The sequence below is a fragment of the Chakrabartyella piscis genome (assembly GCA_030067835.1).
Lineage (GTDB): Bacteria > Bacillota > Clostridia > Lachnospirales > Anaerotignaceae > Chakrabartyella > Chakrabartyella piscis.
Genome location: CP092441.1, coordinates 2,321,994 through 2,348,556, shown reverse-complemented (window position 1 = coordinate 2,348,556; position 26,563 = coordinate 2,321,994). Strand labels below are relative to the sequence as shown.

At 39.8% G+C, this 26,563-nt stretch carries 25 protein-coding genes; all 25 read left to right on the top strand.

Features of this window, described 5'->3' with window-relative positions; genetic code table 11:
- Window positions 1–3: 3 nt before the first annotated feature.
- The 25 genes from nusA to accD all read left to right on the top strand — a co-directional run bounded on the left by nusA (window position 4) and on the right by accD (window position 26,547).
- Window positions 4–1,191, top strand: coding sequence for a transcription termination factor NusA (gene nusA, locus MJY40_RS10510; RefSeq protein WP_317854200.1), 1,188 nt, complete (start codon window positions 4–6; stop codon window positions 1,189–1,191).
- 17 nt (window positions 1,192–1,208) lie between these two features.
- Entirely contained in the window at window positions 1,209–1,502 is a 294-nt protein-coding gene (gene rnpM, locus MJY40_RS10505; RefSeq protein WP_317854199.1) for an RNase P modulator RnpM, read from the top strand.
- A complete protein-coding gene (locus MJY40_RS10500) occupies window positions 1,495–1,818 on the top strand; it encodes a L7Ae/L30e/S12e/Gadd45 family ribosomal protein (protein WP_317854198.1) in 324 nt (107 codons plus the stop codon). The genes rnpM and MJY40_RS10500 overlap by 8 nt, the downstream gene beginning before the upstream one ends.
- A gap of 27 nt (window positions 1,819–1,845) precedes the next feature.
- Entirely contained in the window at window positions 1,846–4,116 is a 2,271-nt protein-coding gene (infB, locus tag MJY40_RS10495) for a translation initiation factor IF-2 (RefSeq protein WP_317854197.1), read from the top strand.
- A gap of 146 nt (window positions 4,117–4,262) precedes the next feature.
- Window positions 4,263–4,658: a 30S ribosome-binding factor RbfA gene (rbfA, locus tag MJY40_RS10490; protein WP_317854196.1), complete on the top strand. Its 396-nt coding sequence runs from the start codon at window positions 4,263–4,265 to the stop codon at window positions 4,656–4,658.
- Window positions 4,659–4,897: 239 nt separating this feature from the next.
- Window positions 4,898–5,857, top strand: a complete 960-nt coding sequence (locus tag MJY40_RS10485; protein WP_317854195.1) for a DHH family phosphoesterase — start codon at window positions 4,898–4,900, stop codon at window positions 5,855–5,857.
- A gap of 100 nt (window positions 5,858–5,957) precedes the next feature.
- Complete coding sequence (gene truB, locus MJY40_RS10480) at window positions 5,958–6,854, top strand: tRNA pseudouridine(55) synthase TruB (protein WP_317854194.1); 897 nt, start codon at window positions 5,958–5,960, stop codon at window positions 6,852–6,854.
- A gap of 11 nt (window positions 6,855–6,865) precedes the next feature.
- Window positions 6,866–7,822, top strand: coding sequence for a bifunctional riboflavin kinase/FAD synthetase (locus tag MJY40_RS10475; protein ID WP_317854193.1), 957 nt, complete (start codon window positions 6,866–6,868; stop codon window positions 7,820–7,822).
- 4 nt (window positions 7,823–7,826) lie between these two features.
- Entirely contained in the window at window positions 7,827–8,714 is an 888-nt protein-coding gene (locus MJY40_RS10470; RefSeq protein WP_317854192.1) for a DMT family transporter, read from the top strand.
- Between the two features lie 317 nt (window positions 8,715–9,031).
- On the top strand, window positions 9,032–9,295 hold the full coding sequence (gene rpsO / locus MJY40_RS10465; protein ID WP_317854191.1) for a 30S ribosomal protein S15: 264 nt from the start codon (window positions 9,032–9,034) through the stop codon (window positions 9,293–9,295).
- 431 nt (window positions 9,296–9,726) lie between these two features.
- Entirely contained in the window at window positions 9,727–11,853 is a 2,127-nt protein-coding gene (locus tag MJY40_RS10460) for a polyribonucleotide nucleotidyltransferase (RefSeq protein ID WP_317854190.1), read from the top strand.
- Window positions 11,854–12,384: 531 nt separating this feature from the next.
- Window positions 12,385–13,647, top strand: a complete 1,263-nt coding sequence (locus tag MJY40_RS10455; protein WP_317854189.1) for a Zn-dependent hydrolase — start codon at window positions 12,385–12,387, stop codon at window positions 13,645–13,647.
- 36 nt (window positions 13,648–13,683) lie between these two features.
- Entirely contained in the window at window positions 13,684–14,424 is a 741-nt protein-coding gene (locus MJY40_RS10450) for a DUF5058 family protein (RefSeq protein WP_317854188.1), read from the top strand.
- Window positions 14,425–14,428: 4 nt separating this feature from the next.
- Complete coding sequence (locus MJY40_RS10445; RefSeq protein ID WP_317854187.1) at window positions 14,429–15,118, top strand: hypothetical protein; 690 nt, start codon at window positions 14,429–14,431, stop codon at window positions 15,116–15,118.
- A gap of 202 nt (window positions 15,119–15,320) precedes the next feature.
- Window positions 15,321–16,571 (top strand): DUF2812 domain-containing protein, encoded by a 1,251-nt coding sequence (locus tag MJY40_RS10440; protein WP_317854186.1) that lies wholly within the window; start codon window positions 15,321–15,323, stop codon window positions 16,569–16,571.
- Window positions 16,572–16,811: 240 nt separating this feature from the next.
- Window positions 16,812–17,771 (top strand): beta-ketoacyl-ACP synthase III, encoded by a 960-nt coding sequence (locus tag MJY40_RS10435; protein ID WP_317854185.1) that lies wholly within the window; start codon window positions 16,812–16,814, stop codon window positions 17,769–17,771.
- Between the two features lie 174 nt (window positions 17,772–17,945).
- Entirely contained in the window at window positions 17,946–18,167 is a 222-nt protein-coding gene (locus MJY40_RS10430) for an acyl carrier protein (RefSeq protein WP_317854184.1), read from the top strand.
- A gap of 225 nt (window positions 18,168–18,392) precedes the next feature.
- Window positions 18,393–19,340, top strand: a complete 948-nt coding sequence (locus tag MJY40_RS10425) for a nitronate monooxygenase (RefSeq protein WP_416387501.1) — start codon at window positions 18,393–18,395, stop codon at window positions 19,338–19,340.
- The gene (locus MJY40_RS10420) at window positions 19,328–20,242 is read left to right on the top strand and encodes an ACP S-malonyltransferase (protein WP_317854182.1); all 915 of its coding nucleotides are present in this window, start codon (window positions 19,328–19,330) and stop codon (window positions 20,240–20,242) included. The genes MJY40_RS10425 and MJY40_RS10420 overlap by 13 nt, the downstream gene beginning before the upstream one ends.
- A complete protein-coding gene (gene fabG / locus MJY40_RS10415) occupies window positions 20,236–20,970 on the top strand; it encodes a 3-oxoacyl-[acyl-carrier-protein] reductase (protein WP_317854181.1) in 735 nt (244 codons plus the stop codon). The genes MJY40_RS10420 and fabG overlap by 7 nt, the downstream gene beginning before the upstream one ends.
- A 233-nt stretch (window positions 20,971–21,203) precedes the next feature.
- Window positions 21,204–22,433 carry a beta-ketoacyl-ACP synthase II gene (gene fabF / locus MJY40_RS10410; protein WP_317854180.1) on the top strand — a complete coding sequence of 410 codons (1,230 nt, stop codon included), beginning with the start codon at window positions 21,204–21,206 and terminating at the stop codon, window positions 22,431–22,433.
- Between the two features lie 220 nt (window positions 22,434–22,653).
- Window positions 22,654–23,100, top strand: coding sequence for an acetyl-CoA carboxylase biotin carboxyl carrier protein (gene accB, locus MJY40_RS10405; protein WP_317854179.1), 447 nt, complete (start codon window positions 22,654–22,656; stop codon window positions 23,098–23,100).
- A 1-nt stretch (window position 23,101) separates the two neighbouring features.
- Entirely contained in the window at window positions 23,102–23,521 is a 420-nt protein-coding gene (locus MJY40_RS10400; RefSeq protein WP_317854178.1) for a 3-hydroxyacyl-ACP dehydratase FabZ family protein, read from the top strand.
- 3 nt (window positions 23,522–23,524) lie between these two features.
- Window positions 23,525–24,850 carry an acetyl-CoA carboxylase biotin carboxylase subunit gene (locus tag MJY40_RS10395; RefSeq protein ID WP_317854177.1) on the top strand — a complete coding sequence of 442 codons (1,326 nt, stop codon included), beginning with the start codon at window positions 23,525–23,527 and terminating at the stop codon, window positions 24,848–24,850.
- A 2-nt stretch (window positions 24,851–24,852) separates the two neighbouring features.
- Window positions 24,853–26,547, top strand: a complete 1,695-nt coding sequence (gene accD, locus MJY40_RS10390; protein WP_317854176.1) for an acetyl-CoA carboxylase, carboxyltransferase subunit beta — start codon at window positions 24,853–24,855, stop codon at window positions 26,545–26,547.
- The last annotated feature ends 16 nt before the right edge of the window (window positions 26,548–26,563 follow it).

Sequence of the window (26,563 nt, the reverse complement as noted above, 5' to 3'; positions counted from 1 at the left end):
AAAATGAAACGCAAGGAAACGAAAGAAAGTAAACAAGCAGCAGACAACAGAGAATTTATGTTGGCTTTGGATTTGATTGAAAAAGAAAAAGGAATCAACAAAGAAGTTATTTTTGAAGCAATTGAAGCATCTCTTGTTTCTGCATGTAAGAAAAACTTTGGTGCAACGCAAAATATCAAAGTGACCATTGATAGAGAAAATGGTAGTGTGGCATGTTTTGCACAAAAAATGGTTGTAGAAGTAATTGAAGACGAACAAAACGAAATTTTGTTGGGTGCAGCTCGTGTGCTCAATCCAAACTATGTTTTGGGTGACATTGTGGATATCGAAGTGACACCAAAAGACTTTGGGCGTATTTCTGCACAAACAGGCAAACAAGTTGTAGTACAAAAATTCCGTGAAGCAGAAAGAGAAATTTTGTATAACCAATACGTAACAAAAGAAAGAGAAGTTGTAACTGGTCTCATCCAAAGACGTGACAAACGCAATGTCATCATCCAAATGGGTAAATTGGATGCAATCTTGGCTCCAAATGAACAAGTGCCAGGTGAACAATACAACTTCAATGATCGTTTGAAAATCTATGTTTTGGAAGTAAAACAAAACACAAAAGGACCACAAATCTATGTTTCCAGAACACATCCAGAATTGGTGAAACGTTTGTTTGAACAAGAAGTTCCAGAAGTATACGATGGCGTTGTAGAAATCAAAAGCATTGCCAGAGAAGCAGGCAGCAGAACCAAAATTGCTGTGTTCTCCAAAGACGAAAACGTAGATGCACTTGGTGCTTGCGTAGGTCAAAATGGATATCGTGTCAATGTCATTGTCGGTGAATTGGGTGGCGAAAAAATTGATGTCATCAACTGGAGTGCAGATCCAAAAGAATTCATTGCAGCAGCTTTGAGCCCATCTAAAGTATTGGATGTTGTGCTCAATGAAGAAGAACAAAGTGCAAAAATTGTAGTGCCTGATCACCAATTGTCTTTGGCAATTGGCAAAGAAGGTCAAAATGCAAGATTGTCTGCAAAACTCACTGGTTGGAGAATCGACATCAAAAGCGAAACACAAGCAAGAGAAACCAATTTCTTGGCTGAAGATGCTCCAAAAGCAGATATGTCTGAATTGATGGCAGAAATTTCTGAAGATTTGGAATCCATTGTGGAAGCAGTTGAAGAAGTGACAGAAGTATAATCACTGGAGGTGGCAGTATGAAACAAAGAAAAATACCTCTTAGAAAATGTACAGGATGCCAAGAAATGAAGAACAAAAAAGAACTCATTCGTATTGTGCGTGGAGAAGAAGGAACTTTTTCCTTTGATCCAACAGGCAAAAAAGCAGGACGTGGCGCATATATTTGTGCAAATGCAGATTGTTTGGCAAAAGCACAAAAATCCAAAGGTTTGGAACGTTCTTTCAAATCTCCTGTACCAAAAGATGTTTACGAAAGTTTGATGAAAGAGCTTCTTACAGGTGTTGAAAGTATTGGTGAAAGAAATGAGTAAGTTTTATTCCCTTTTGGGGCTTTGCAAAAAAGCAGGCAAACTTCTTGGAGGAGAAGTGGCAGCAGAAAATGCAATTCGTCAAAAAACAGCGTGTTTGTTGCTTTTGGCAACAGATGCTTCGAAAAATACAAAGAAAAAATTTCGCAACTCAGCGAATTACTATGAAATACCCTTGGTAGAGGTTGGTACAAAAGAAAACCTTGGAAGGGCAGTTGGAGAAGATATGAGAGCCATTTTTGCAGTGGTGGATGCAGGGTTTGCAAAAACTCTACAAGGACTGGCAGAATTGGAAGTGGCATCAGAGGCTTCAGAGTAACATTATGAAAAGAAAGAGGTGTAGTGCATGTCCAAAGTTCGAATTCATGAATTGGCAAAACAGCTAGGTGTACCAAGTAAAGATTTGATGGAAAAATTGAAAACAATTGGCATAGAAGCAACCAGCGTACAAAAAGGGTTGAGCGAAGAAGAAGTGAAAAAAGCAACTGCTTTGTATCAACCAGAAAAAAAAGCAGAACCAGAACAAGTAGCAAAACAACAACAACCACAAAAACAACAACAACCACAAAAGCAACCACAACAAAAGAAAGCAGAGCCTGTGAAAGATACAAAAAAAGAAGAACCTAAAAAACAAGAAAACAAACCAGCAACACCAAACAAACCAGCAACACCAAACAAACCAGCTCCACAAAACAACAACCAAGGTGGCGGTAAAAAGAAAAAAGACAAAAAAGGCAAAAACCAAAACCAAGTTGTAAAAGAAAATCCAATGGAACGTAGACGTCGTGAAATGGAAGAAGAAGCGGCACTTATGGCAGAGTTGGAAGCATTGGAAGCAGAAGAAAGAGCAGCAAATGGCGAACCAGAAATCAAAGTGGTTCCAGAAAACTTGACTGTTAAAGACTTGGCAGAAGTTTTGGGCAAAAAAAGCTCCGAGCTGGTTATGATTTTGATGAAACGTGGCAAAATGTTGAATCTCAATGCAACCATTGAATTTGACTTGGCATCCTCCATTGCAGAAGAATTCCATGTACAATTGGAAAAAGAAGCAGTGGTAGATATTATGGAAGAAGCATTTGCAGAAGATGTGGATGATGAAAAGAACTTGCAAGAACGTCCTCCAGTTGTAGTTGTAATGGGTCACGTTGACCACGGTAAAACATCCCTTTTGGATGCAATCAGAAAAAGCCACGTTACAAAAGGCGAAGCTGGTGGTATCACACAACACATTGGTGCTTACACAGTTGAAATCGATGGCAAACCAATCACTTTCTTGGACACACCAGGACATGAAGCCTTCACTGCAATGCGTATGCGTGGTGCACAAATCACAGATATCGCAGTTCTTGTAGTTGCAGCTGATGACGGTGTTATGCCACAAACTGTAGAAGCAATCAACCATGCAAAAGCGGCAGGTGTTGAAATTATTGTTGCCATCAACAAAATGGATAAACCATCTGCAAATCCAGAACGTGTGAAACAAGAACTCACTGAATACCAATTGGTTACAGAAGACTGGGGTGGTTCCACCATCTGTGTTCCTGTATCTGCACAAACAAAAGAAGGTATTTCTGATTTGTTGGAAAACATCACTTTGGTTGCAGAAATGGCTGAGTTGCGTGCAAATCCTAACAAAAAAGCACGTGGTGCCATTGTAGAAGCAGAACTTGACAAAGGTCGTGGTCCTGTTGCAACAGTATTGGTACAAAATGGTACTTTGCGTGTAGGGGATCCTATCGTTGCTGGTCAAGCATATGGTAAAATTCGTGCTATGACAGATGACAAAGGTAGACGTGTCAAATCTGCTGGTCCTTCTACACCGGTAGAAATCTTGGGATTGTCTGAAGTGCCTATTGCTGGTGATGGTTTCTATGTGGCTGCAAATGACAAACAAGCTCGTCAAGTTGCAGAAAGCATCATTGCACAAAATAGAGAAAACCTCATCAAAGAAACACCTCAAAAAGTATCTTTGGATGATTTGTTTGTACAAATTCAAAGCGGTAATATGAAAGAACTCAACATCATTGTCAAAGCAGACGTACAAGGTTCTGTAGAAGCAATGAAACAAAGCCTCAACCGTTTGTCCAATGAAGAAGTACGTGTTCGTATCATTCATGGTGGTGTTGGTGCTATCACAGAAAGCGATGTGACTTTGGCTTCTGCATCCAATGCAATCATCATTGGTTTCAATGTACGTACAGAACCAGTTGCAAAAGCATTTGCTGATGAAGAAAAAGTGGATTTGCGTATGTATCGTGTTATCTACAACGCAATCGAAGACGTATCTTCTGCAATGAAAGGTATGCTCGATCCTGTATACGAAGAAAAAGTATTGGGTCATGCAGAAATCCGTATGTTGTTCAAAGCATCTGGCGTTGGTACCATCGCTGGTAGCTATGTGAAAGATGGTAAATTCCAAAGAGGTTGCCAAGTACGTGTTTCCAGAAATGGCAAACAAATTTACGAAGGTGATTTGGAAAGCTTGAAACGCTTCAAAGACGATGTCAAAGAAGTTGCTGCTGGCTACGAATGTGGTTTGGTATTCAAGAAATTCAACGATGTGGAAGAAGGCGATTGGGTAGAAGCATACACCATGGTTGAAGTACCACGTAAATAAGCACAAACCTAGAATACGGTTGCACTGTAGGGAATGGTCTTGACCATTCCGTCATAAACAACCACAAATCAAAATAAAACTTGTAGGGGCGGACCTGTGTGTCCGCCTGTAATGCAATATAAAATACAACGAAAATAGGTGATACTATGAAAACAAACAATAGAATTTCTCGTATCAACGACGAAATGCTCAAAGAATTGTCCATGATCATCAGAGGCGAATTGAAAGATCCACGTATTGGTGCAATGACCAGCGTAATTCGTGTCGATACCACACAAGATTTGAAATTCTGTAAGATTTACATTTCTGTTTTGGGCAATGACGAACAAAAAGACAATGTAATGAAAGGTTTGAAAGCAGCAACTGGTTTCATTCGTCGTTTGTTGGCACAACGTGTCAATTTGCGTCACACACCAGAATTGATTTTCAAATTGGATGATTCCGCAGAATATGCAATCAAAATGGAAACACTCATGAGCCAAATCTCCGCTGATTTGAAATCTCGTGAAACAGCAGAAACAGAAACAACAGAAAACGAATAACATAAATGTGACGATACTGTAGGGAACGCATTGTATGCGTTCCGCCATAAACCGCCACAAAACTGAAATGCGTTGTAATTGTAGGGGCGATTCACGAATCGACCGCAAACCTAAGATTCTTCGTCACGTTGTTCCTCTGAATGACAAGATAGAAGACGGTATTTCAGAATGCAAATTATAACGATACTCGTAGGGGGGGATATCATCCTCCAGTTCAAAATAAAACAGGAGGTAACAACATGAAAAACCATTCTTTCGAAGAATTGCGTACCATCATGGAACAAGCTTCCTCCATTGTGCTCACAGGACACATCAATCCTGATGGCGATGCAATCGGTGCTGTTTTGGCATTGGCATCTTCTTTGGAGCAATTGGGCAAACAAGTCTTTGTGGTTTTGGAACCATTTGGCACCAAATACGAAGGTATTCCAAATCAACATTTGATTGTAGAAAAAGAAGCAGTGCCAAGTCAAGTAGATTTGTTCATTGCTTTGGACTGTGGTGATTTTGGTCGCTTGGATTGGTTGTCTGATTTGTTCCAAAATGTAAAAACCACTATCAATATTGACCATCATAGCAGCAATACCTACTTTGCAGAATACAACCACGTGGAAGGGGAATCTTCCTCTACTTGTGAAGTGGTGTACAAGCTGATCAAGGATTTCTTTCCGTTGGATGCAAACATTGCAACTGCATTGTATGCTGGCTTGATTTATGATACAGCTGGATTCCGTCATAGTTCCACATCGCCTTTTACCATGGAAATGGCAGCAGATTTGATGGGTTATGGCATTCCTTTTGTACAAATCTATGCAGATTTCTTTGATCGACGTAGCTTCACAGAAATGAAGGCTATGGGTCTTGCATTGGCAAAAGCAGAAGTCTTGTTTGATGGCAAATTGTCCTATACTTCCATGACAGAAGCAGAAGTGCAATCTGTTGGTAGTAATGGTAAAGAGTTGGATGGTATCATCAACTATATCCGTGGAGTAGAGGGCACAAAAGTTGCTTGTTTTTTATATGAAAAAGGTGCAAATGATATCAAAATCAGCTTGCGTGGCACAGATGGCTATGATGTAGCAGCACTTGCAAAGAAATTTGGCGGTGGTGGTCATATCAAAGCAGCAGGTGGCAGTTTTGCAGGCAAAATAGAAGAAGCAAGAGAAGCTGTTTTGGCAGAAATTGCAAAGATGATATAATATAACGGGTTGTCGAGGACGCCAACCCCTACAATAAAATTTTTGATATCTGTAGGGGTTGGGTTTCCCATCCCGTAATGAAAATAGGAGGAAGCCAATTTTGGATGGTATTTTGAATATTTATAAAGAAAAAGGCTTTACTTCACACGATGTTGTGGCAATTGTCAGACGAGAATTGCACACAAAAAAAGTAGGGCACACAGGAACACTTGACCCAGACGCAGAAGGGGTGTTACCCATTTGTGTGGGCAAAGCAACGAAACTTTCAGACCTCATTATGGATGGTCACAAAAGCTATCGTGCTATCTTGGGTCTTGGTGTTACCACAACCACAGAAGATGCTTCTGGTGAAGTGCTAGAAGAAAAACCTGTGGATTTTGATGAAGAAAAAATCAGAGCAGCCATTGCCAAATTTATCGGTGAAATCGAACAAATTCCACCGATGTATTCTGCCATCAAAGTAAATGGCAAAAAGCTATATGAATTGGCAAGAGAAGGCAAAGAAATAGAACGTAAAACAAGAAAAATCACCATACATGACATTCGCATTCGTCAGTTTTTGCCGCCAAATCAAGTGGAGATTGATGTGGATTGCACCAAAGGCACCTACATCAGAACCCTTTGTGCAGACATTGGCAAAGCGCTAGGTTGTGGTGGTCATATGGCGACATTGTTGCGTACAGGAACAGGCAATTTCAAATTGGAAGATGCAGTCAAATTGGACAAGCTAAAGGAATTGGCAGCAGAAGATAGAGTTTCTGAAATCTTCTTAAGCATGGAAGATGCATTGTCAGATTTGCCTAAGGTAGTTGTATCAGAAACCTCAACAAAGTTCTTGTACAATGGAGCAAAAATCCAAAGTCGCTTCTGTACAGGTGACAAACTTGTAACAGGACAGATGGTGACAGTATTTGACTGGCAACACAATCTCATTGGCTTGTATACCGTTATGGATGATGCAGGCATGTATATCAAACCTTTTAAGATGTTGATTTGAGGAGTGTAAAAATGGAACATATTACAACAACCCAAATACAGCAAACCAACCCAAGTGCAGTGACCTTGGGGAATTTTGATGGATTGCATTTGGGGCATAGAGCCTTGGTCGGCTTAACAAAAGAGTTTGCAAAAGATGAAAATTTACAAAGCGTGGTGTTCACTTTTTCTCCACATCCCATGTTGGTGTTTGGGAAAAAGGAAGATTTCGCTTTGATTATGTCTCCAGAAGAAAAGAAATTTACCATGGAGCGTATGGGTGTAGATGTGTATATCGAATATCCATTTGATGCAGAATTTGCATCCATGAGTGCTGAAGATTTTGCCATCAAATTGATTTTTGAACAACTCAACTGTAAAGTTTTGATTGTAGGCGAAAACTATCACTTTGGTGCAAAACGTTCTGGAAATTATGAAATGTTGAAACAAATGGGTGAAGCATATGGTGTCAAAGTCATTGCAGTGCCATCTGTTATGTATAAAGAAAATCGTGTCAGTTCTTCCAGAATTCGTAGACATTTGGTGGCAAAGGATTTGGAGTTTTCCAATCAAATGCTGACAGAACCATATTTCATTTTGGGCACTGTGAAAGAAGGTAAAAAACTGGGTAGAACCATTGGATTCCCTACCATCAATGTGGAAGCACATCCGTTGAAGCTATTTCCACCAAATGGGGTATATGCAACCAAAACCTTATACCAAGGGAAGTATTATTATGGTGTCACAAACATTGGCATCAATCCAACAGTGAATGGTACTCAAAAAATTGTGGAAACCTATCTTTTGGACTTCAACCAAATGATTTATGGCGAAGAAATTCAAACCTTTTTCTATGAATTTTTACGTAGCGAAAAGAAATTTGATAGCATAGAAGCATTGCAAGCACAAATCCAAGTGAATGCAGAGCAAGCAAGGGATTACTTTGCATCGGAAGTGTATTTGGATTGCTGGAAAGCGGATAAGGAATGATATCGTGGACACAAAGAAAACGAAAGTTCTAGGGATGAGTGCGTTGCTTTTGGTCAGTGTGATTTGGGGTGCTGGATTCCTGTTTCAAAAATGGGGTGCAGAAGAACTATCCACTGCCTATTTGGTGGCATGGAGATTTACAGTGGCTTTTGTTCCATTGGCAATCATCACAAGGAAAAATTGGAAGTTAATAGACAAAGGATATCTTCTGGGTGGACTGGCTTCTGGTAGCACTTTGGCAATTGGTTTGGGTTTACAAACCTTGGCAATGGCATATGGAACAGAACCAGGAAAATGTGCATTTTTAACAGCAACCTATTGTGTTATGGTACCATTTTTCTGTTGGCTGTTTTGGAAGAAAGTTCCTAAGAGGGCACATGCATTGGCAGCAATATTTTGTTTGTTGGGTATTGGTTTGATTTCTTTGAACACAGATTTCACCATTACCATTGGCGATGGATTGACTTTGTTGGGTGGTGTGGTATTTGCACTCAATATTTTGAGTATTGCTAAGTTTTGTGTGGGACGTGACCCAATGCTCATCACCATGTTGCAGATTTTGGTGGGTGCCATTTGTGGTTGGATTGCTTTGCTATATACAGGAAGTTTTCCAGAAAGTGTCAGCTTAAATGGAGCTTGGAACATTGCCTATTTGGGGCTGTTTTCTACATGTCTTTGTATGAGTTTGCAAAGCTATGGACTCAAATACATCAATGAAACGGTGGGTACCATTATCCTCAGTTTGGAATCGGTATTTGGCACCATTTTCTCTGTGATTTTCTATAAGGAAATTGTTACAACACGTATGGGAATTGGCTTTGTCATCATTTTTGTAGCGGTATTGTTGTCACAATTGGCAGAACTGGGTAAAAGTTCAACAAAAACAGAATAAAAAACAAAATTTCAAAGTTTTGTTCTTGCAATGAGACTTTGCATATGATAGAATAAGATTGCTGTAAAACCAAGACTCAGTATTTGGATTCTCCAACCGATACTTAGCCTATGGGGATGTGCAGTATAATAAGGCAACACGGCACAACTCTGAATCATAACCTTTGCGGTTTATTTTCCCGTCATACCCATTAAAAATACTCGATGATATTTCCGATATCACCTCCGTTTTTTAATGACTCTGACAAAAAAATACCCTCGCAAATTTTACAATTCGAGTCATGCAGTATTGCCATAATAACCTAGGAGGAAACAAAAATGGCAGAAATCAACAAACAAGAAATTATGGAAAAATTCGCTAGAACACCTGGCGACACAGGTTCACCAGAAGTGCAAGTTGCTCTTTTGACAGCAAGAATCACAATGCTTACAGAACACTTGAAAGAACACAAAAAAGATCATCACTCCAGACGTGGTCTTTTGAAAATGGTAGGTCAAAGACGTGGTCTTTTGAACTACTTGAAAGGCGTTGACATCGAAAGATATCGTGCTTTGATTGCTGAACTTGGCCTCAGAAAGTAAGAATAAGCAGATTTGCAAAGGAGGGGATTTTTCCTCTCCTTTTATTCTATGTCATGCAAATGTAAGAAAACGGGCGCTTCATGAAACGCCCCTACAAAAACGTAACAATGGTTTCGTAGGAGATAGCTGTGTGTCCCGCAAGTGACGCAATAATGGTTTCGTAGGGGATAGCTGTGCTGTCCCGCAATGCAACAAAGGAATACAAACGGACGACCAATGGTCGCCCCTACAAAAGCCGATGTTGGTCATGTAGGGCAAGGGTTCTACTCTTGCCGCAAACAATGCAACAAATGTAACTAGGTAATTGCATTATAGATTTCCAGTTTTGTTCACAAATTTAGGGCTGAAACCCTTGTGGGTAAACCTGAAGATCTATGGTGCGAAAAGAAATGTAAACAGTAGAAAACAAAATTAAAAAGGAGATTTCATTTATGTACAGAACATATTCTATGGAATTGGCAGGCAGACCACTGTCTGTTGAAATTGGCAAAGTGGCAGAACAAGCAAATGGCGCTGCACTTTTGCATTACGGTGATACAACCGTATTGGTAACCGCAACTGCATCCGACAAACCTCGTGACGGTATCGACTTCTTCCCAATGAGTATCGATTACGAAGAAAGATTGTACTCCGTTGGTAAAATCCCGGGTGGTTTCATCAAAAGAGAAGGTAGACCTTCTGAAAAAGCGGTTTTGACAGCAAGATGTATCGATAGACCTTTGCGTCCATTGTTCCCTAAAGATTACAGAAATGATGTTGCGATCGTTGCAACAGTTATGTCTGTGGATCAAGATTGTGCTCCAGAAGTTGTGGCTATGATTGGTGCTTCTTTGGCTTTGAATATTTCCGATATTCCTTTCACAGACGCTGTTTCTTCTGTAAACATCGGTTTGGTGGATGGTGAATTGGTGGTAAACCCTAATTCTGCACAAAGACTTACAAGCGACTTGGTTTTGACTGTTTCTTCCAAAGAAGACAAGGTTATGATGATCGAAGCTGGTGCAAACGAAGTTCCTGATGATTTGATGATGGAAGCAATTCACTTGGCATTCGATACCAACTTGGAAGTGGTTAAATTCATCCAAGATATCGTTGCAAAAGAAGGCAAAGAAAAAGCAGTTTATGAAGAAAAAAGCGTAAACCACGATGCATATGAATTGGTAACAAACTACCTTACAGATGCAAGAATGGAAGACGCAGTATACGCTGAACTCAAACAAGATAGAGATGTGAAAATCAAAGCTCTTACAGAAGATGCATTGGAAGCTTTGACAGAACAACTTTTGGAAATTTATGGCGAAGATGCAAACATCAACGCATTGATGGGTGAAATCATCTACAAATTCCAAAAAATGACTGTAAGAAGAATGATCCTTAGAGATCACAAACGTCCTGATGGTCGTGGTATCGAAGAAATTCGTGCATTGTCTGCAGAAGTAGACGTTTTGCCACGTGTACATGGTTCTGCTTTGTTCTCCAGAGGACAAACTCAATGTTTGACAGTAACCACACTTGGTATGATCAGCGAAGGTCAAAGACTTGACGGTTTGGATGACAACGAAACAGGCAAACGCTACATCCACCACTACAACTTCCCAGGATATTCCGTAGGGGAAGCAAAAACTTCCAGAGGTGCTGGTCGTCGTGAAATTGGTCACGGTGCTTTGGCAGAACGTGCTTTGGTTCCTGTACTTCCTACAGAAGAAGAATTCCCATACGCAATCCGTTTGGTTTCTGATATTCTAAGCTCCAATGGTTCCACATCCCAAGCAAGTATTTGTGGTTCCACATTGTCTTTGATGGCTGCTGGTGTTCCAATCAAACGTCCAGTTGCTGGTATTTCCGTTGGTTTGGTAACTGGTGACAACGATTCTGATTTCGTTGAAATCACAGACATCCAAGGTGTTGAAGATTTCTTTGGCGACATGGACTTCAAAGTGGCTGGTACAAGCGAAGGTATCACAGCAATCCAAATGGATATGAAAATCAAAGGACTTACATTTGAAATGATTGAACAAGCATTTGCACAAACAGCAAGAGCTAGAGAAGTGATTTTGAATGATGTTATGTTGAAAGCAATCGAAGCTCCAAGAACAGAATTGTCTGCACATGCTCCTAAGATTGCAATTATGCAAATCGAAGTAGAAAAAATTGCAGAAGTTATTGGTGCTCGTGGTAAAGTTATCAAAAAAATCATCGAAGAAAGTGGTTGTGCAATTGACACTGAAGATGATGGCAAAATCTACGTAAAAGGCATCAACGCAGCAGATATCAAACGTGCTGTAGATATGATCAACTCCATTGTAAAAGTTCCAGAACCAGGCACAATTTACACTGGTGCAATCACAAAAATCATGGCATTTGGTGCATTCTTCGAAATGTCTCCTGGCAAAGAAGGCTTGATTCATATTTCCAAAATTTCCAACAAACGTGTGGAAAAAGTGGAAGATGTATTGTCTGTTGGTGATGTGGTTTCTGCAAAACTTATGGAAATTGACAAACAAGGTAGACTCAACTTCTCCATGAAAGATGTAACAGAAGCTGACAAAGCAAAATAAGAAATAACGATACAAGAAGGTTGTGGACTCCATGACCTTCTTTTTTTATTTGGATAAAGAGTTAGTCTTGATGAAAGATAAATGAGCGTTTATATCTTGTAGGGGACGTATTGTATGCGTACCGAAAGGGAATACATAATTAAAATGTGTTCATGTATATTAGGCTTTAATATCTTGCATTGGAAGAGAATTTAAAAAATATTTAAGAAATAGGTGCGTAGTTATTTCTATTTCTGTACCTAAGTAAATGAAAGGGTAAACAAAAAGAATAGAGTTTGAATTGAAATTGCATGGATTGCAATTGTTTTTTAGACATATCATATCGAAAAATGCGTATAATATATTAATTATATCATACTATAAAATTACAAAAAATAAAATACAAAAACAAAATAAAAAATAAAATTTTCACCACAGGGTGATTGCACAATAAAATTGCAACAAAAGTTCTTGCATGGATTATGATTGAACACAAGCGGGGTTCAACTTAATACAGTTAACGGAAAACAAAAACAGAAATGGAGGGATTTTATGTACAAATGTGACGTAAACAAAATGGCAAACAAAATCAATACCTTTGCACAATTCGGGGATGCTGGCCATGGCGGGGTTACCAGATACTCCTTGTCAGAAGAAGCAATTATGGCAAGAGATGAATTTGTAAAACGCATGGAAGCAATTGGCGCAGTCATTGAATGTGATGATTTGGCAAATATGTATGCCACCATTCCTGGCTCTGACCCAGAAGCAAAACGCATTGTAATGGGATCCCACTGTGACTCTGTAAGAAATGGTGGTAACTATGATGGTATCCTTGGTGTTATGGGTGCAATGGAAGTGTTGGAAACCATCGTAGAACAAGAAATTCCACACAAACATCCTATGACAGCAATGATTTTTACAAATGAAGAAGGTTCTGAATTCCCACCATGTATGATGTGTTCCGGTACCATGTGCCACGATTATATGCCAGAACGCTTTAGAGGGAATTTCGAATTCAATAAAATGATGGCATCGGAATCCATTTGGAATCCAGGTGTGACCTTTGGTGAAAAATTGTCTACTTTCAAATACAAAGGCGATATTGCAAACAGAATGTCACCAGAAAAATACAAAGCACTCTTTGAACTCCACATTGAACAAGGGCCTATCTTGGAAGATGCAGGCAAAGACGTTGGTGTTGTAACTTGTGTATTGGGGCAAATGATTTATCGTGTGAAATTCTATGGACAAGCAGCTCATGCTGGTACATTCCCTATGAAAAAACGTAAAGATGCGTTTTTTGCAGCGTCTGGTGCACTTCGTTATCTCCATGAAGAAATTGACAAATTGGGTCACGAAGATTTGGTGTATACCACTGGTGAAGTGGTAATTCGTCCTTGTGTCAACACAGTTATTCCTGATTTCTTTGACTTCTCCATTGATGTACGTCATGAAAATCCAGAAGTTTTGGATCAAGTGCGTAACATTTTGTTGAGTTTGGATGGCAAAGAGTGGGATGGTTGTCCATGTGAAGTGGTTTTGGGTTGGAATAGAGATACCGTTTATTTCAATGAAGAATTGGTTGGTTATGTAAGAGAATCTGTAGAAGAATTGGAAATTCCTTATATGGATATCAATTCTGGTGCTGGTCACGATGCACAATACGTTTCCTATATGATTCCAACAACTATGATTTTCGTAGTTTCCAAAGATGGTTTGTCTCATACAGAATTGGAATTCTCTACACCAGAACAATGTACAAATGGCGCTAGTGTTATGTTGAATGCAGTTTTGAAAGCAGACAAAGCATAAGTATAGATCCCTTCATTAGAAAGGAGCGATGAGAGTATGAACAATATGTTTTTATTGGACACAATGACAAATAAAGCTTACTTGGAAATTGCCAATACGCCTATGTTGTGGGCAATGGTAATTCCAACCGTTATTATGGTATGTATTCAAGCATATATCTTTATTAGAGATGCTGTAAAAGCGGGTCCATTGGTTGGATTGACAGCATCTGATACAAAAGAAGCGATGCGAGCAGGTGCAATTTGTTCCATTGGTCCTGGACTTTCCATGTTTACGGTAATGGTTGCGATGATGAGCCTTTTGGGTGGACCATTTGCTTGGTTGCGTTTGTCCATCATTGGTACCATTGTAACAGAAATGTTGGGTGCAACTGCTGGTGCAACTGCAATGGGTGTTGACGTTGCCAGTGCAGATTATGGCATCACAGCTTTTACTTGTTCTGTGTGGGTTATCACATTGAACACATGGGGCTTCTTCATTGTCAACTTGCTCTTTGCACATAGAGTAGAAAAAGTAAAAATGGCAATTGAAAAACACGATACAAAAATGTTCGATGCAGTTGGTCTTTGCGTTATGATTGGTTGTATTTCCATGTTCTTGGCAGGTCAAATGGTTGGCGGTACTCCTAAATTTGTGGCAGCAATCGCTGGTTTCGTTGTTATGATTGGCTTGTTGAAAGTTTCTGATAAACATCCAAAACTCAGAGAATATAACCTTGGTATCGCAATGTTGATTGCAATCTTTATTGCACAATATGTATCAGAGATGGGAGGATGATGATATGAGTAACGTAAATTCAACAGCTGACATGGATAAACGGTTCTATGATGAGTATACTGTACCGATGATCCGCAGAGGGCGTATCACAACTTTACTTGCTGCTATCTTAACCTTCTTACCTGCTTTGTACCTTTGGTTGGGTCTTGGTTTGAGACCTACCTGGGGTGAAATTGGTCAAGGTTGGGCTTTGATTGTATCTTCCTACTTGATTATTTACTTTGTAGAACCTTTGGGATTTTACCCTGTAATGGGGCTTTCTGGTATTTACATTGGGTATCTTGCAGGGAATATTCCTACAGTTCGTTTGCCAGCTATGCTTTCTGCACAGGCTGCAACGGGATATGAAGCAGGTACAAAACGTGGCGAATTGGTTGGTACCATTGCCATCGGTATGTCTGTATTTGTCAATTTGGCATTTGTAACCTTAGCTGCAATCACAGGAGTTGCAATTTTGGAAGTTCTGCCTGCATTCTTTGTAAATGCTTTTGATTATACATTGCCTGCTATTTTGGGTGCTGTAATCGCTGGCTATTTCAAGAAAAACAAAGTTTTCGTACCTTTGATTCTTGCAATTTGTGTGGTTTTGCAAAAAGCACCATTGCCAAGCATCTCCAAATTCCCACTTGCAATTTTGCTCAGTTTCGTAATTGGATACTATATGTATAAAGCAAAAAAAGCAAAAGAAGCATAACAAACAATCAAATAAATATGCTGTAGGGGCGACTAGTAGTCGCCCGTAAAAAACCATCCACACAAATCAAATAAATGTATTGTAGGGGCGTCCCTATGTGGGCGCCCGTAAAAAACATGTATGCAGGTGTAGGGGCGACTAGTAGTCGCCCGTAATAATAAACCACCCGCAACAAAAAAAGATCTATGGAAGAGGTGATGTGATGAAAAACAATACCATTCAAATATTTGCCTACGCACCTTATCAATACAAGGAGATGGAAGCCTATCTCAACCGTAACTTGCAAGAAAAAGGTTTGAAACTCCGTTGGTGTAAAGGTATCTTTGCTGGATTTGAAAAAACCACCACAAAAGAACTGCAATATATTGTAGATCCCATTGCCACTTCCAGTCTTGTATATTGCAACCGTTATCCAAAAGCAAGAATGGAAGAATACATGGAAAATGGTTGGTATGGTGTTGGAAAATCAAAGGGATGTTATATTTTCAGCTCTGATGATTTGACAGCAGAAAAACCAGAGTTGGAACCCAATTTGCAAGCCAAAATTCAAAAAACAGGCAGCACTTGGTCATTTATCTTTTCTATATTGCTGGTTGCTTTGTTGGGGTATTTGTTTACGTCACCAATGATGATGTACAACATTTTGTTACGTGATTTATATTTGGTTTTGAGTGGTTTATTGGTTTTCATTTGTGGATATACCCTTGTAAATGGAATCATCACCTTGGGATATCGACCACCACACAAAAAAATGAACATACGATATGTGTTGTATACGTTTATCGTAATCCTATTTTATATAGGCGCAATTGTACTCGAACTACACAATGAAACCAATACGTTATTCTATATGGTATTGCCCATTGTGGTATTGCTGATTTGTTCTACTGTTTTGATTCGTATTTCACAAAAATTACGCAAAGCAGAACAAAGCAATAAAAATCTCATCATTGCAATTTGTGTCATTGGTGTCATCCTAATGGGAACTATTGCCATCTCTTTCCAAAAAATCAACACCAGTAGCGATGCCTATTCCAGTATACACCAAGAACAATTGCTTGAAAATCTGGCAGAATTACCTGTGTTGCTATTGGAAGATTTGACAGAAGAAGTTTTGGAAAGTAAACAGTTGGTAAAAGAAAACAGTTCTTTGTTGGGTACAAATTTTTTATACGCTGAAGAAGCAGATGATTGGTATACCTTCACAAATGTGACCCGAATGCAAACAACTTGGGCAGCAACACCAATTTTTACATACTTATATAACCAATGTCAGGTGGATTACCAAGGGTCATTTGAAACCAAAGAATATAAAGGTTTGGTATACTATGAATTGGTGGAGAATAACACAATTTTGTTCCAAAAAGAAGAATTGGTGTATCTGGTGACATTGCCAGAACCGATTATAGAAGAAGAAATACTCCCTAAGATTATGGAAAAATTGAAATTGTAATACAAAAATCAAATCGTACAAATGTAGGGTCATGGCTTGCTGTGACTCTTTTTTGATGTAATGGATATACCAAGGATGCTATCATTTCGAGGCGTGTTTTTTCATGACGAAGAATCTTAGATTTTGATATGTTCTACGGAATAAAAAATATTTCACAAAAAAACTTTCGAAATTTTGTAACCTTTTTTGAAAAACGGGCACTAAGTTATTGTGAACTGAAAAAATAGCAGGAGGAAAACCATGAGCTTTCATATAATAGGAACTGGAATGTATGTGCCACCAAAGGTTGTAACAAACCATGATTTGGAACAATTGGTAGACACAAACGATGAATGGATTATGCAACGTGTAGGCGTGAAACAACGTCACATCAGCGAAAATGAAACATCAGCAGAAATGGGATATAAAGCAGCAGTGTCTGCTTTGGAAAATAGCAACACCAAACCAGAAGAAATCGATATGATTCTGGTGGCTTCTGTCAGTGGCGATACCCTTTGTCCTTCTAATGCATGTATCATCCAAGGAATGCTGGGTGTTTCCTGCAACGCAATGGATATCAATGCAGCCTGCTCTGCGTTTTTATATTTGATGGAAACAGCAGCTGGTGTGTTTGCTAGAAAAAAAGCAAAGAAGATTCTGGTCATTGGAACAGAAAGAATGAGTCGTATTTTGGATTGGAACGATAGAGGAACTTGTGTCATATTTGGTGATGGTGCTGGTGCTGCTGTTTTGGGAATTGGAGATGGCTATTTGGATTCTGTGTTCCATGTAACGGGTGGCATGGGGATTTTGGATGTACCACAACCAGTTGGCAATTCACCTTTCTACACAAAAGAACAATATCTGACACCTTTTGTACATATGAAGGGACAAGAAACCTTCAAATTTGCAGTCACTTCCATTTGTAGTGATGTAAAAGAATTGTTGGCACAAAACAATTTGACCATTGAAGATATTGCGTATGTGGTACCCCATCAAGCAAACAAAAGAATCATAGATTTTGCAGCAACCAAACTGAAAATGCCAAAAGAAAAATTCTATGTGAACATAGATCGCTATGGCAATACATCAGCAGCAAGTGTACCCATTGTTTTGGATGAAATGAACCGCAAGGGCATGTTCAAAAGTGGCGACTTGATTTTGTTCACTGCTTTTGGTGGTGGCTTGGCAAGTGCAGCAAGCTTGATTCGTTGGAAATAAAAATGTAAATGCAATTGTAGGGTTGATTCACGAATCAATCGTTATACCACTGCACCCAAATATAATGCACTCGTAGGGGCGACCTGTGGTCGCCAGCAATATATAATCGAAATGATGCCAAAACGGTTTCATATATAGAAAATAACAATCAAACAGACAAAAAGGAGAAAAATTATGGTATTCGAAAAAATCGCAGAAATGTTGGCAGAAAAATTGGAATGTGAAGCAAGCACAATCAAAATGGAAACAAAATTTGATGAATTGGGCATCGATTCCTTGGATGTTATGGAATTGTTGATGAACGTAGAAGAAGAATTCGGCACAGAAGTAGAACTTGGCGAAGGCAAAGTGGAATCTGTTGGCGATTTGGTTAAAACAATCGAAAGCAAAATGTAATCCAAAATAAAAGAAAAGATACTTCGGCTCTTTGACGCAAGCGTCAAAACCTCAGGATGACAAATTGATATGTGTGTCATTCTGAACGAAGTGAAGAATCTTATGTAGGGGTGGATTCCATATTTGCCTGAAATAAATAAACCAGCAGAAACTTTTGTAGGGGAGGATAGCATCCTCCCGCAATAAACATAAAGAAACAATGATTTTAAGGAGGACAACAACATGATATCTTCACCAATCTGTTCTATGATCGGAATTGAATATCCCATTTTCCAAGGTGGTATGGCTTGGATTTCAGACGGTAAATTGGCAGCAGCAGTTTCCAATGCAGGTGGACTTGGCATTATCTCTGCAATGAACGCAGAAGGCGATTATCTCAGAGAACAAATTGCAATTGCTAGAAGTTTGACAGACAAACCATTTGGTGTGAATATCATGTTGCAAAGCCCTCATGTGGAAGCAGTCGCACAGGTGGTTGTGGAAGAAAAAGTTCCTGTTGTAGTGACAGGTGCTGGCATCCCAACCAAGTACATTCCCATTTGGAAAGAAGCTGGCATTCTAACCATTCCAGTTGCAGCATCTGTTGCAGCAGCCAAAATGATGGAGAGAGCTGGTGCAGACGCTGTTATTGCAGAAGGTGGCGAATCTGGTGGTCACATTGGCGATATGGCAACTATGCCATTGGTGCCACAAGTGTGTGATGCGGTGAACATTCCTGTTATCGCAGCCGGTGGTATTGGTGATGGACGTGGTGTTGCAGCATCCTTCATGCTTGGAGCAGTTGGTGTGCAAGTGGGTACACGTTTCCTTTTGGCAGAAGAATGTTCTGTACACCAATCTTACAAAGATGCAGTCAAAAAAGCATCTGACATTTCCACAACAGCAACAGGTAGACGTTTTGGTGGCAATACTTGTCGTTGTTTGAAAAACCAATTTGTACGTGATTTCTTGAAAAAAGAATACGAAGCAGATACCACAGCAGAAGATGTGGCAATGCTAGGTGCTGGTGCTTTGCGTAAAGCAGCGGTAGAAGGGGATATCAAAACAGGTTGTATGATGGCAGGTCAAATTTCTGGAATGCTTTCCAATGAACAATCAGCAGCAGAAATTGTAAAAGATTTGATGGAAGGTGCAGAAAAAATTTTGAAAGGAGCAGTGGCATGGGTAAAATAGCATTTGTTTTTTCAGGTCAAGGTGCTCAAAAAGCAGGTATGGGACATGGGTTCTATATCAGCAATCGAACAGTAGGAGATTTATTTGAAGCAGCAGAAGTGTTGCGACCAGAAACAAAAAGACAGTGTTTCGAAGGAACAGACGAAGAATTGAAACAAACAGAGAATACACAACCCTGTTTGTATTTAGCGGATTTGGCAGCAGCAATTGCCTTCAAAGAAAGTGGCATTGTGCCAGAAGGTGTAGCAGGATTCTCGCTTGGAGAAATTCCAGCACTTGCATTTGCAGGAGCATATTCTTATATAGATGGCTTTGCAATTGCACACAAAAGAGGTGAACTGATGGGGGATGCAGCAAAAAAACATCCAGCAACCATGGTAGCCGTTATGAAACTCGAAAACAATCAGATTGCAGAAATCTGTAGCAAATTTAAAGCAGTATATCCAGTGAATTACAATGCACCATCTCAATTGGTGGTGGCTGGAGCAAAAGAAGAAATGGCAGACTTCACAAAAGCTGTGAAAGAAGCTGGTGGACGTGGACTTCCCATACCAGTTGGTGGTGGATTCCATTCTCCATTTATGGACGAAGCAGCAGAAGGATTTGGCAAAGCTTTGGAAGATTTTGACATCCAAACACCAGAAATTCCTGTCTATTCCAACTACACAACAAACCCTTATGGTGATGATGTGAAAGGTTTGATGACATTACAAATGAACAATAGCTTGCGTTGGCAAGAAAGTATAGAAAATATGGTTGCAGATGGTTTTGATACCTTCATTGAGGTGGGTGTTGGCAATACATTGAAAAAGCTCATTGCTCGTATTGCACCAGAAGCAAAAACATATGCAGTATCCACTGTAGAAGATATTAAATCATTGAAAGAGGTGCTAGAATGTTAACAAATAAAGTGGCAGTTGTAACAGGTGGTTCTCGTGGCATTGGTGCTGCAATTTGCAAAAAATATGCAGAACATGGTGCAGATATTGCATTCTTATATGCTGGAAATACAGCAAAAGCAGAAGAAACAGTGGCAGTTTTGGAAAACATCGGTGTCAAAGCAAAAGCATATCAATGTGATGTTGCAAACGCAGACCAAGTCAAAGAAGTTGTAAAACAGATTGTAACTGACTTTGGTCAAATTGATATTTTGGTGAACAATGCAGGGATCACAAAAGATAAATTGGTGCCAATGATGAAAGAAACAGACTTTGATGCAGTGGTAGATACTAACCTCAAAGGCACATTCTATATGACCAAACAAGTATATTCTCTGTTTATGAAACAAAAAAGTGGCAAAATCATCAACATCACTTCTGTTTCTGGCTTGAATGGCAATGCTGGTCAAGCAAACTATTCTGCATCCAAAGCAGGTGTGGTTGGTTTAACCAAATCTGTGGCAAAGGAATTGGCATCTCGTGGTGTATGCTGTAACGCAATTGCACCGGGGTTCATTGAAACGGATATGACAGAAAAATTTACAAGCAATGAAGCCATCAAAGATTCCATTCCCATGAAACGCTTTGGTCAAGGGGAAGATGTGGCAAATGTTGCCTTGTTCTTGGCATCTTTCATGTCAGATTACATCACAGGCGAAGTGATTCGTGTAGATGGCGGTATGGCAATGTAAGCGAACAAGTTCACAGGCTAAGAGCTAAGAGTGAATGGTGAAGGACTAGAAAGTGATAACTGAAAGTTTATTGTATCTGTAGAAACTGTTCTTGTATCTGTCTGTAAACTAAAATAATGAAACAATGAATTGTAGGGTTTTGGGACAAAGTCCCAAGAGGTTCTACTCTTGTCGTCATGAACAACTACAACACATCAATATGATGCAATCAACCATCAACGGGGGTTATGTATATGAAACGAGTCGTAATTACAGGTTTGGGAGCAGTAACTCCCATTGGCAATACAGTAGCAGAATTTTGGGATGGTTTGGTGTCAGGTAAAAATGGCATTGGTCAAATCACCCGTTATGATACGTCAGAATCCAAATATAAATTGGCAGCAGAAGTCAAAGACTTTGACCCAACTCTTTGGATGGATAAATTGGCAGCAAAAAAACTAGACAAATTCACAGTGTATGGTGTGGTTTCTGCAATCCAAGCTATGGACGATAGTGGCTTAGAAGGTAATATCGACAAAGAAGAATTGTCTGTATACTTTGGTTCTGGAATCGGTGGTTTTGAAACATTCTGTGAAGGTCATCAAACCATGACCGATAAGGGGATGCGTAAAATTTCACCTTTGTTTATTCCAAAAACCATTTCCAATATTGCAGCAGGTAACATTGCCATCAAATTGGGTGCAGAAGGTGCTTGCGTTTCTTTGACCACTGCTTGTGCAACAGGAACCACAGCAATTGGTGAAGGCTATAGAGCGATTTTGCATGGCTATACCACAGCAGCAGTTTGTGGTGGTAGTGAAGCAGCAATTACACCACTTGCAGTAGGTGGTTTTGGTAGCTGTATGGCATTGACCACTTCTGAAGATCCAAATAGAGCATCCATTCCATTTGACAAAAATAGAAGTGGTTTTGTGATGGGTGAAGGTGCTGGTTGTGTGATGTTGGAAGACTATGAACATGCAAAAGCAAGAGGTGCAAAGATTTATGCAGAAGTGGTTGGTTATGGTTCCACATGTGATGCACACCATGTAACAGCACCATCTCCAGAAGCAAAAGCAAGTGCGAAAGCAATCAAAATTGCAGCAGAAGGTTTGTCTGGTGTAGATGCAAATAGGTTGTACATCAATGCACATGGAACCAGTACACCAATGAACGATAAAATTGAAACACAAGCCATTAAAAATGCATTTGGTGATGCAGCCAAAGACTTGCATATCAGTTCCACAAAATCCATGACAGGTCATATGCTTGGTGCAGCAGGTGCAGTGGAAGCCATTGCTTCTATCTTGGCAATCCAAAATGGAATTGTACCAGCAACCATCAATTTGTTGGAACAAGACGAAAATTGTGATTTGAACTACACACCAAATAAAGCAATCAAAGTGGATTTGGAAGGTGCTTTGTCTACCTCCTTGGGCTTTGGTGGACATAATGCTTGTGTGGCGTTCAAAAAATACCAATAAACGGGCGCATCGTGATACGCCCCTACAAACCCAAATAACGAATTGTAGGGCAAGGGTTCTACTCTTGCCGTCATCAACAACCACAAAACCCAAAGAATTGTCATCCTGAGCTTGTCGAAGGATCTTAGATTCTTCATTGCATTCAGAATGACAGAGGTGAAGCACTGTAGGGAACGACCCCTGTGTCGTTCCGTTATCAATCATAAATCGAGGTACTCATATGGAAATTAAAAAAATTGAAGATCTAGCAAAAATATTGAAACAAAACGGCTTAACCAAATTGGAATTATCAGAAGGTGAATGTCATTTGGTGTTGGAATCTGGTGGCAAACCAGCGACTATGCAACCAGTGGTAGAAGAAATACCAGTAGAACCTGTAGCAGAAGTAAAAATGCCAGAAGTTGTGGTGGAAGCACCCAAAACAGAAGGATATGTACAAAAAGCACCCCTTGTGGGAACTGTGTACTTGGCAGCAAAAGCAGGTGAAGCACCATTTATTTCTGTAGGTGATACCGTCAAAAAAGGTGATGTCATTTGTATCGTAGAATCCATGAAAATGTTCAACAACATTGAAGCTGAAGTGGATGGTACTGTTTTGGAAATTTGTGTAAACAATGGTCAAATTGTGGAATTTGCCCAAAACCTTGTATGCATTCAGGAGGGATAAGATGAATCAAGAAGAAATTATGAAAATTCTACCTCATAGAGACAACATGCTCCTCATTGATGAAGCGGAACTGCGTGATGGCGTTGCATATGGCAAAAAAACAATCACAGGTGATGAATGGTTCTTGAAAGGTCATTTTCCAGAAAATCCAGTGGTGCCAGGTGTGATTTTGTGTGAAATCCTTGGACAATCCGCTTGTGTATTGCTTTCAGAAGCATCCGAAGGCAACACAACACCATTCTTTACTGGTTTGGATAAAGTGCGTTTCAAAAATCCAGTTAGACCACAAGATGTGTTTGAAACAGAGTGTAAACTCATCAAAAGCAAAGGTGTATTTTACTGGGCAGAGGGTAAGGGTTATGTAGGTGGAAAATTATGTGTCAGTGCAGAGTTTTCCTTTGCACTCATAAAGGAGAAATGATCTATGTTTCGTAAAATATTGATTGCAAATAGAGGCGAAATCGCAGTACGTATCATTCGTGCTTGCAAGGAAATGGGCATCCAAACAGTGGCAGTCTATTCCGAAGCAGACAAAAATTCTTTGCCAGTGGCACTTGCAGATGAACGCATTTGCATTGGTGGCAATGCAGCAACAGAAAGCTATCTGCATCAACAAAATATCATTAGTGCAGCACTTGCAACAGGTGCAGAAGCCATCCATCCAGGGTATGGTTTCTTGTCTGAAAATGCAGATTTTGCTAGACTTTGCAAAGAACAAGATGTGGTGTTCATTGGACCAGATGGTGATGTTATGGAGCAAATGGGTGACAAAGACAATGCACGTCAGTTGATGTTGGAAGTTGGTGTACCTGTGGTTCCAGGAACAGAAATCTTATCCACTGTGGAAGAAGCAGAAATAGAAGCAAAAACCATTGGATTCCCACTTCTTGTAAAAGCAACTGCTGGCGGTGGTGGTAAAGGGATTCGTGTGGTAGAAAAAGAAGAAGATTTGAAAAATGCATTTCTCACAGCATCATCAGAAGCAAAAAGTGCTTTTGGCAATGGAGATGTGTTCTTGGAAAAATATTTGACTTCTGTACGTCATGTGGAGATTCAGATTTTGGCAGATCATTTTGGCAATATTGTTTGTTTGGGGGAACGGGATTGTTCTTTGCAGCTCAACAAACAAAAGGTGTTGGAAGAAACCCCTTGTCCTGTAATGACAGAAGATTTGCGTCAGCGTATGATGGATTCTGCACTTTTGGCAGCAAAGGCAGCAAACTACACCAATGCAGGTACAGTGGAGTTTTTACTTGCACCAAATGGTGAATACTATTTCTTGGAAATGAACACTCGTTTGCAAGTGGAACATCCCATTACAGAAGAAGTGACAGGTATCGACTTGGTGAAATGGCAAATTCGCATTGCCTGTGAAATTCCATTGGAGTTTACACAAGCAGATATCAACTTACAAGGTCATGCAATTGAATGTAGAATCAATGCCAGAACTGCTGGTGTGGTGAATTTCTTACACATTCCAGGTGGTGCTAGGGTACATTTCGATACAGCTTTGATCCAAGATTGTGATGTGCCACCATACTACGATTCCATGGTTGGAAAATTGATTGTACATGCAAGCAGTCGAGAAAATGCAATTCGTAAAATGGAAGCAGCCCTTTGTGAAATGATCATCCAAGGCATTGAAACCAATATTGAAAGCCAATTGCAATTGGTGCGTAGTCAGGCATATCAAGATGGTGCATATGATACTTTGATTTTGCCAAGTATTTTGGCGGAAGGAAGTGAGTAATTATGGGAAATATTGTAGGTTTGTTTCGCAAATCCAAAAACGATTTGGAACAAGGTGGCATTACACCAACCATAGAAGAAAAAGTAAGATGTCCACATTGCAAATCCACAGAAGTGAAAAGTACCATCATCAAAAATAAGATGGTTTGCCCAAATTGTGGTGGACATTTTCGCATTGGTGCCAGAACCAGAATTCGTGTGTTGTGTGACAAACATAGCTTTGTGGAGTTGTTCCAAAACTTGAAATCCACAGACCCATTGGAATTCCCGGGCTATGATGTAAAGGTTACCAATGGTAAAAAAGCATCTGGAGAAGAAGAGGCGGTTATTTGTGGAACTGCAACTTTCAAAGGACAAAAAGCAGCTATTTTCGTAATGGAACCACAATTTATGATGGGTAGTATGGGTTCTGTTGTCGGTGAAAAAATTGCCAGAACCTTTGAATATGCAGCAGACAACAATTTGCCAGTGGTTGGATTCACCTGCTCTGGTGGTGCCAGAATGCAAGAAGGGATTTTGTCTTTGATGCAAATGGCAAAAGTCAGTGGTGCTGTTGGATACCATAGCAAAAAAGGTGGTTTGTATATCACTGTTTTGACAGATCCCACAACGGGTGGGGTGTCTGCCAGTTTTGCAATGCTTGGGGATATCATTTTGTCAGAACCCAATGCAACCATTGGTTTTGCTGGTAGACGAGTGGTGGAACAAACCACAAAGAAAAAATTGCCTGATGATTTCCAAAAAGCAGAATTTCTGTTGGAACATGGCTTTGTGGATGCAATTGTTCCAAGAGGTGAATTGAAAGTTACCATTGCAAGATTGTTGTTGCAACACGAAACAAGTGACTTTACAGATGCATTGCAAGAAATTTCTCCTGTGGAAGATTTGACAAGAGAAGTAGAATTGGATTTGTCTGCTTATGAACGTGTGGTGGCAGCTAGAGCACAAAACAGACCAACTTCCAGAAAATACATTGAAAAAATGCTATACGATTGCACAGAACTCCATGGGGATCGTAAGTTTTCAGATGATCAAGCAATTGTAGGTGGTATTGGTATGTTGGGCAATATTCCAGTGACCTATATTGGCATTGAGCGTGGTGGCAATTTGCAAGAGCGTATCCAGTGTAATTTCGGTAGCCCAATGCCTGATGGATATCGAAAAGCATTGCGTTTGATGGAACAAGCAGACAAATTTGGTAGACCCATTGTATGCTTTGTGGATACTGCGGGTGCTTTCTGTGGTGAAGAAGCAGAAGAACGTGGTCAAGGTCAAGCAATTGCAGACAATCTTATGAAAATGATGGAATTGTCAGTTCCGGTCATTACCATCATCATTGGTGAAGGTGGTAGTGGTGGTGCTTTGGCGCTTTCTGTTGCCAACAAAGTCTATATGTTGGAGAATGCAGTCTTTTCTGTCATTTCAGCAGAAGGTTGTGCCAGCATTTTGTGGAGTGAAGCATCCTTGGCAGCAGAAGCAGCAGATTGTCTTTGTATGACAGCAGACTACATGAAGGAATTTGGTGTTGCAGAACGCATTATCTTAGAGGACTTCCAGCATTTTGATTGGATGTGTAGTCGCTTAGAAGATACGGTTTTATCTGATATCAAAGAAATTTATGGATATGGTAAGAAAATTAGTAAAAAACGCTATGAACGTTTCCGTAAGTTGGGACGTTTTGGAGAAATAAGTGAATAATTTGCAAATAGATTGA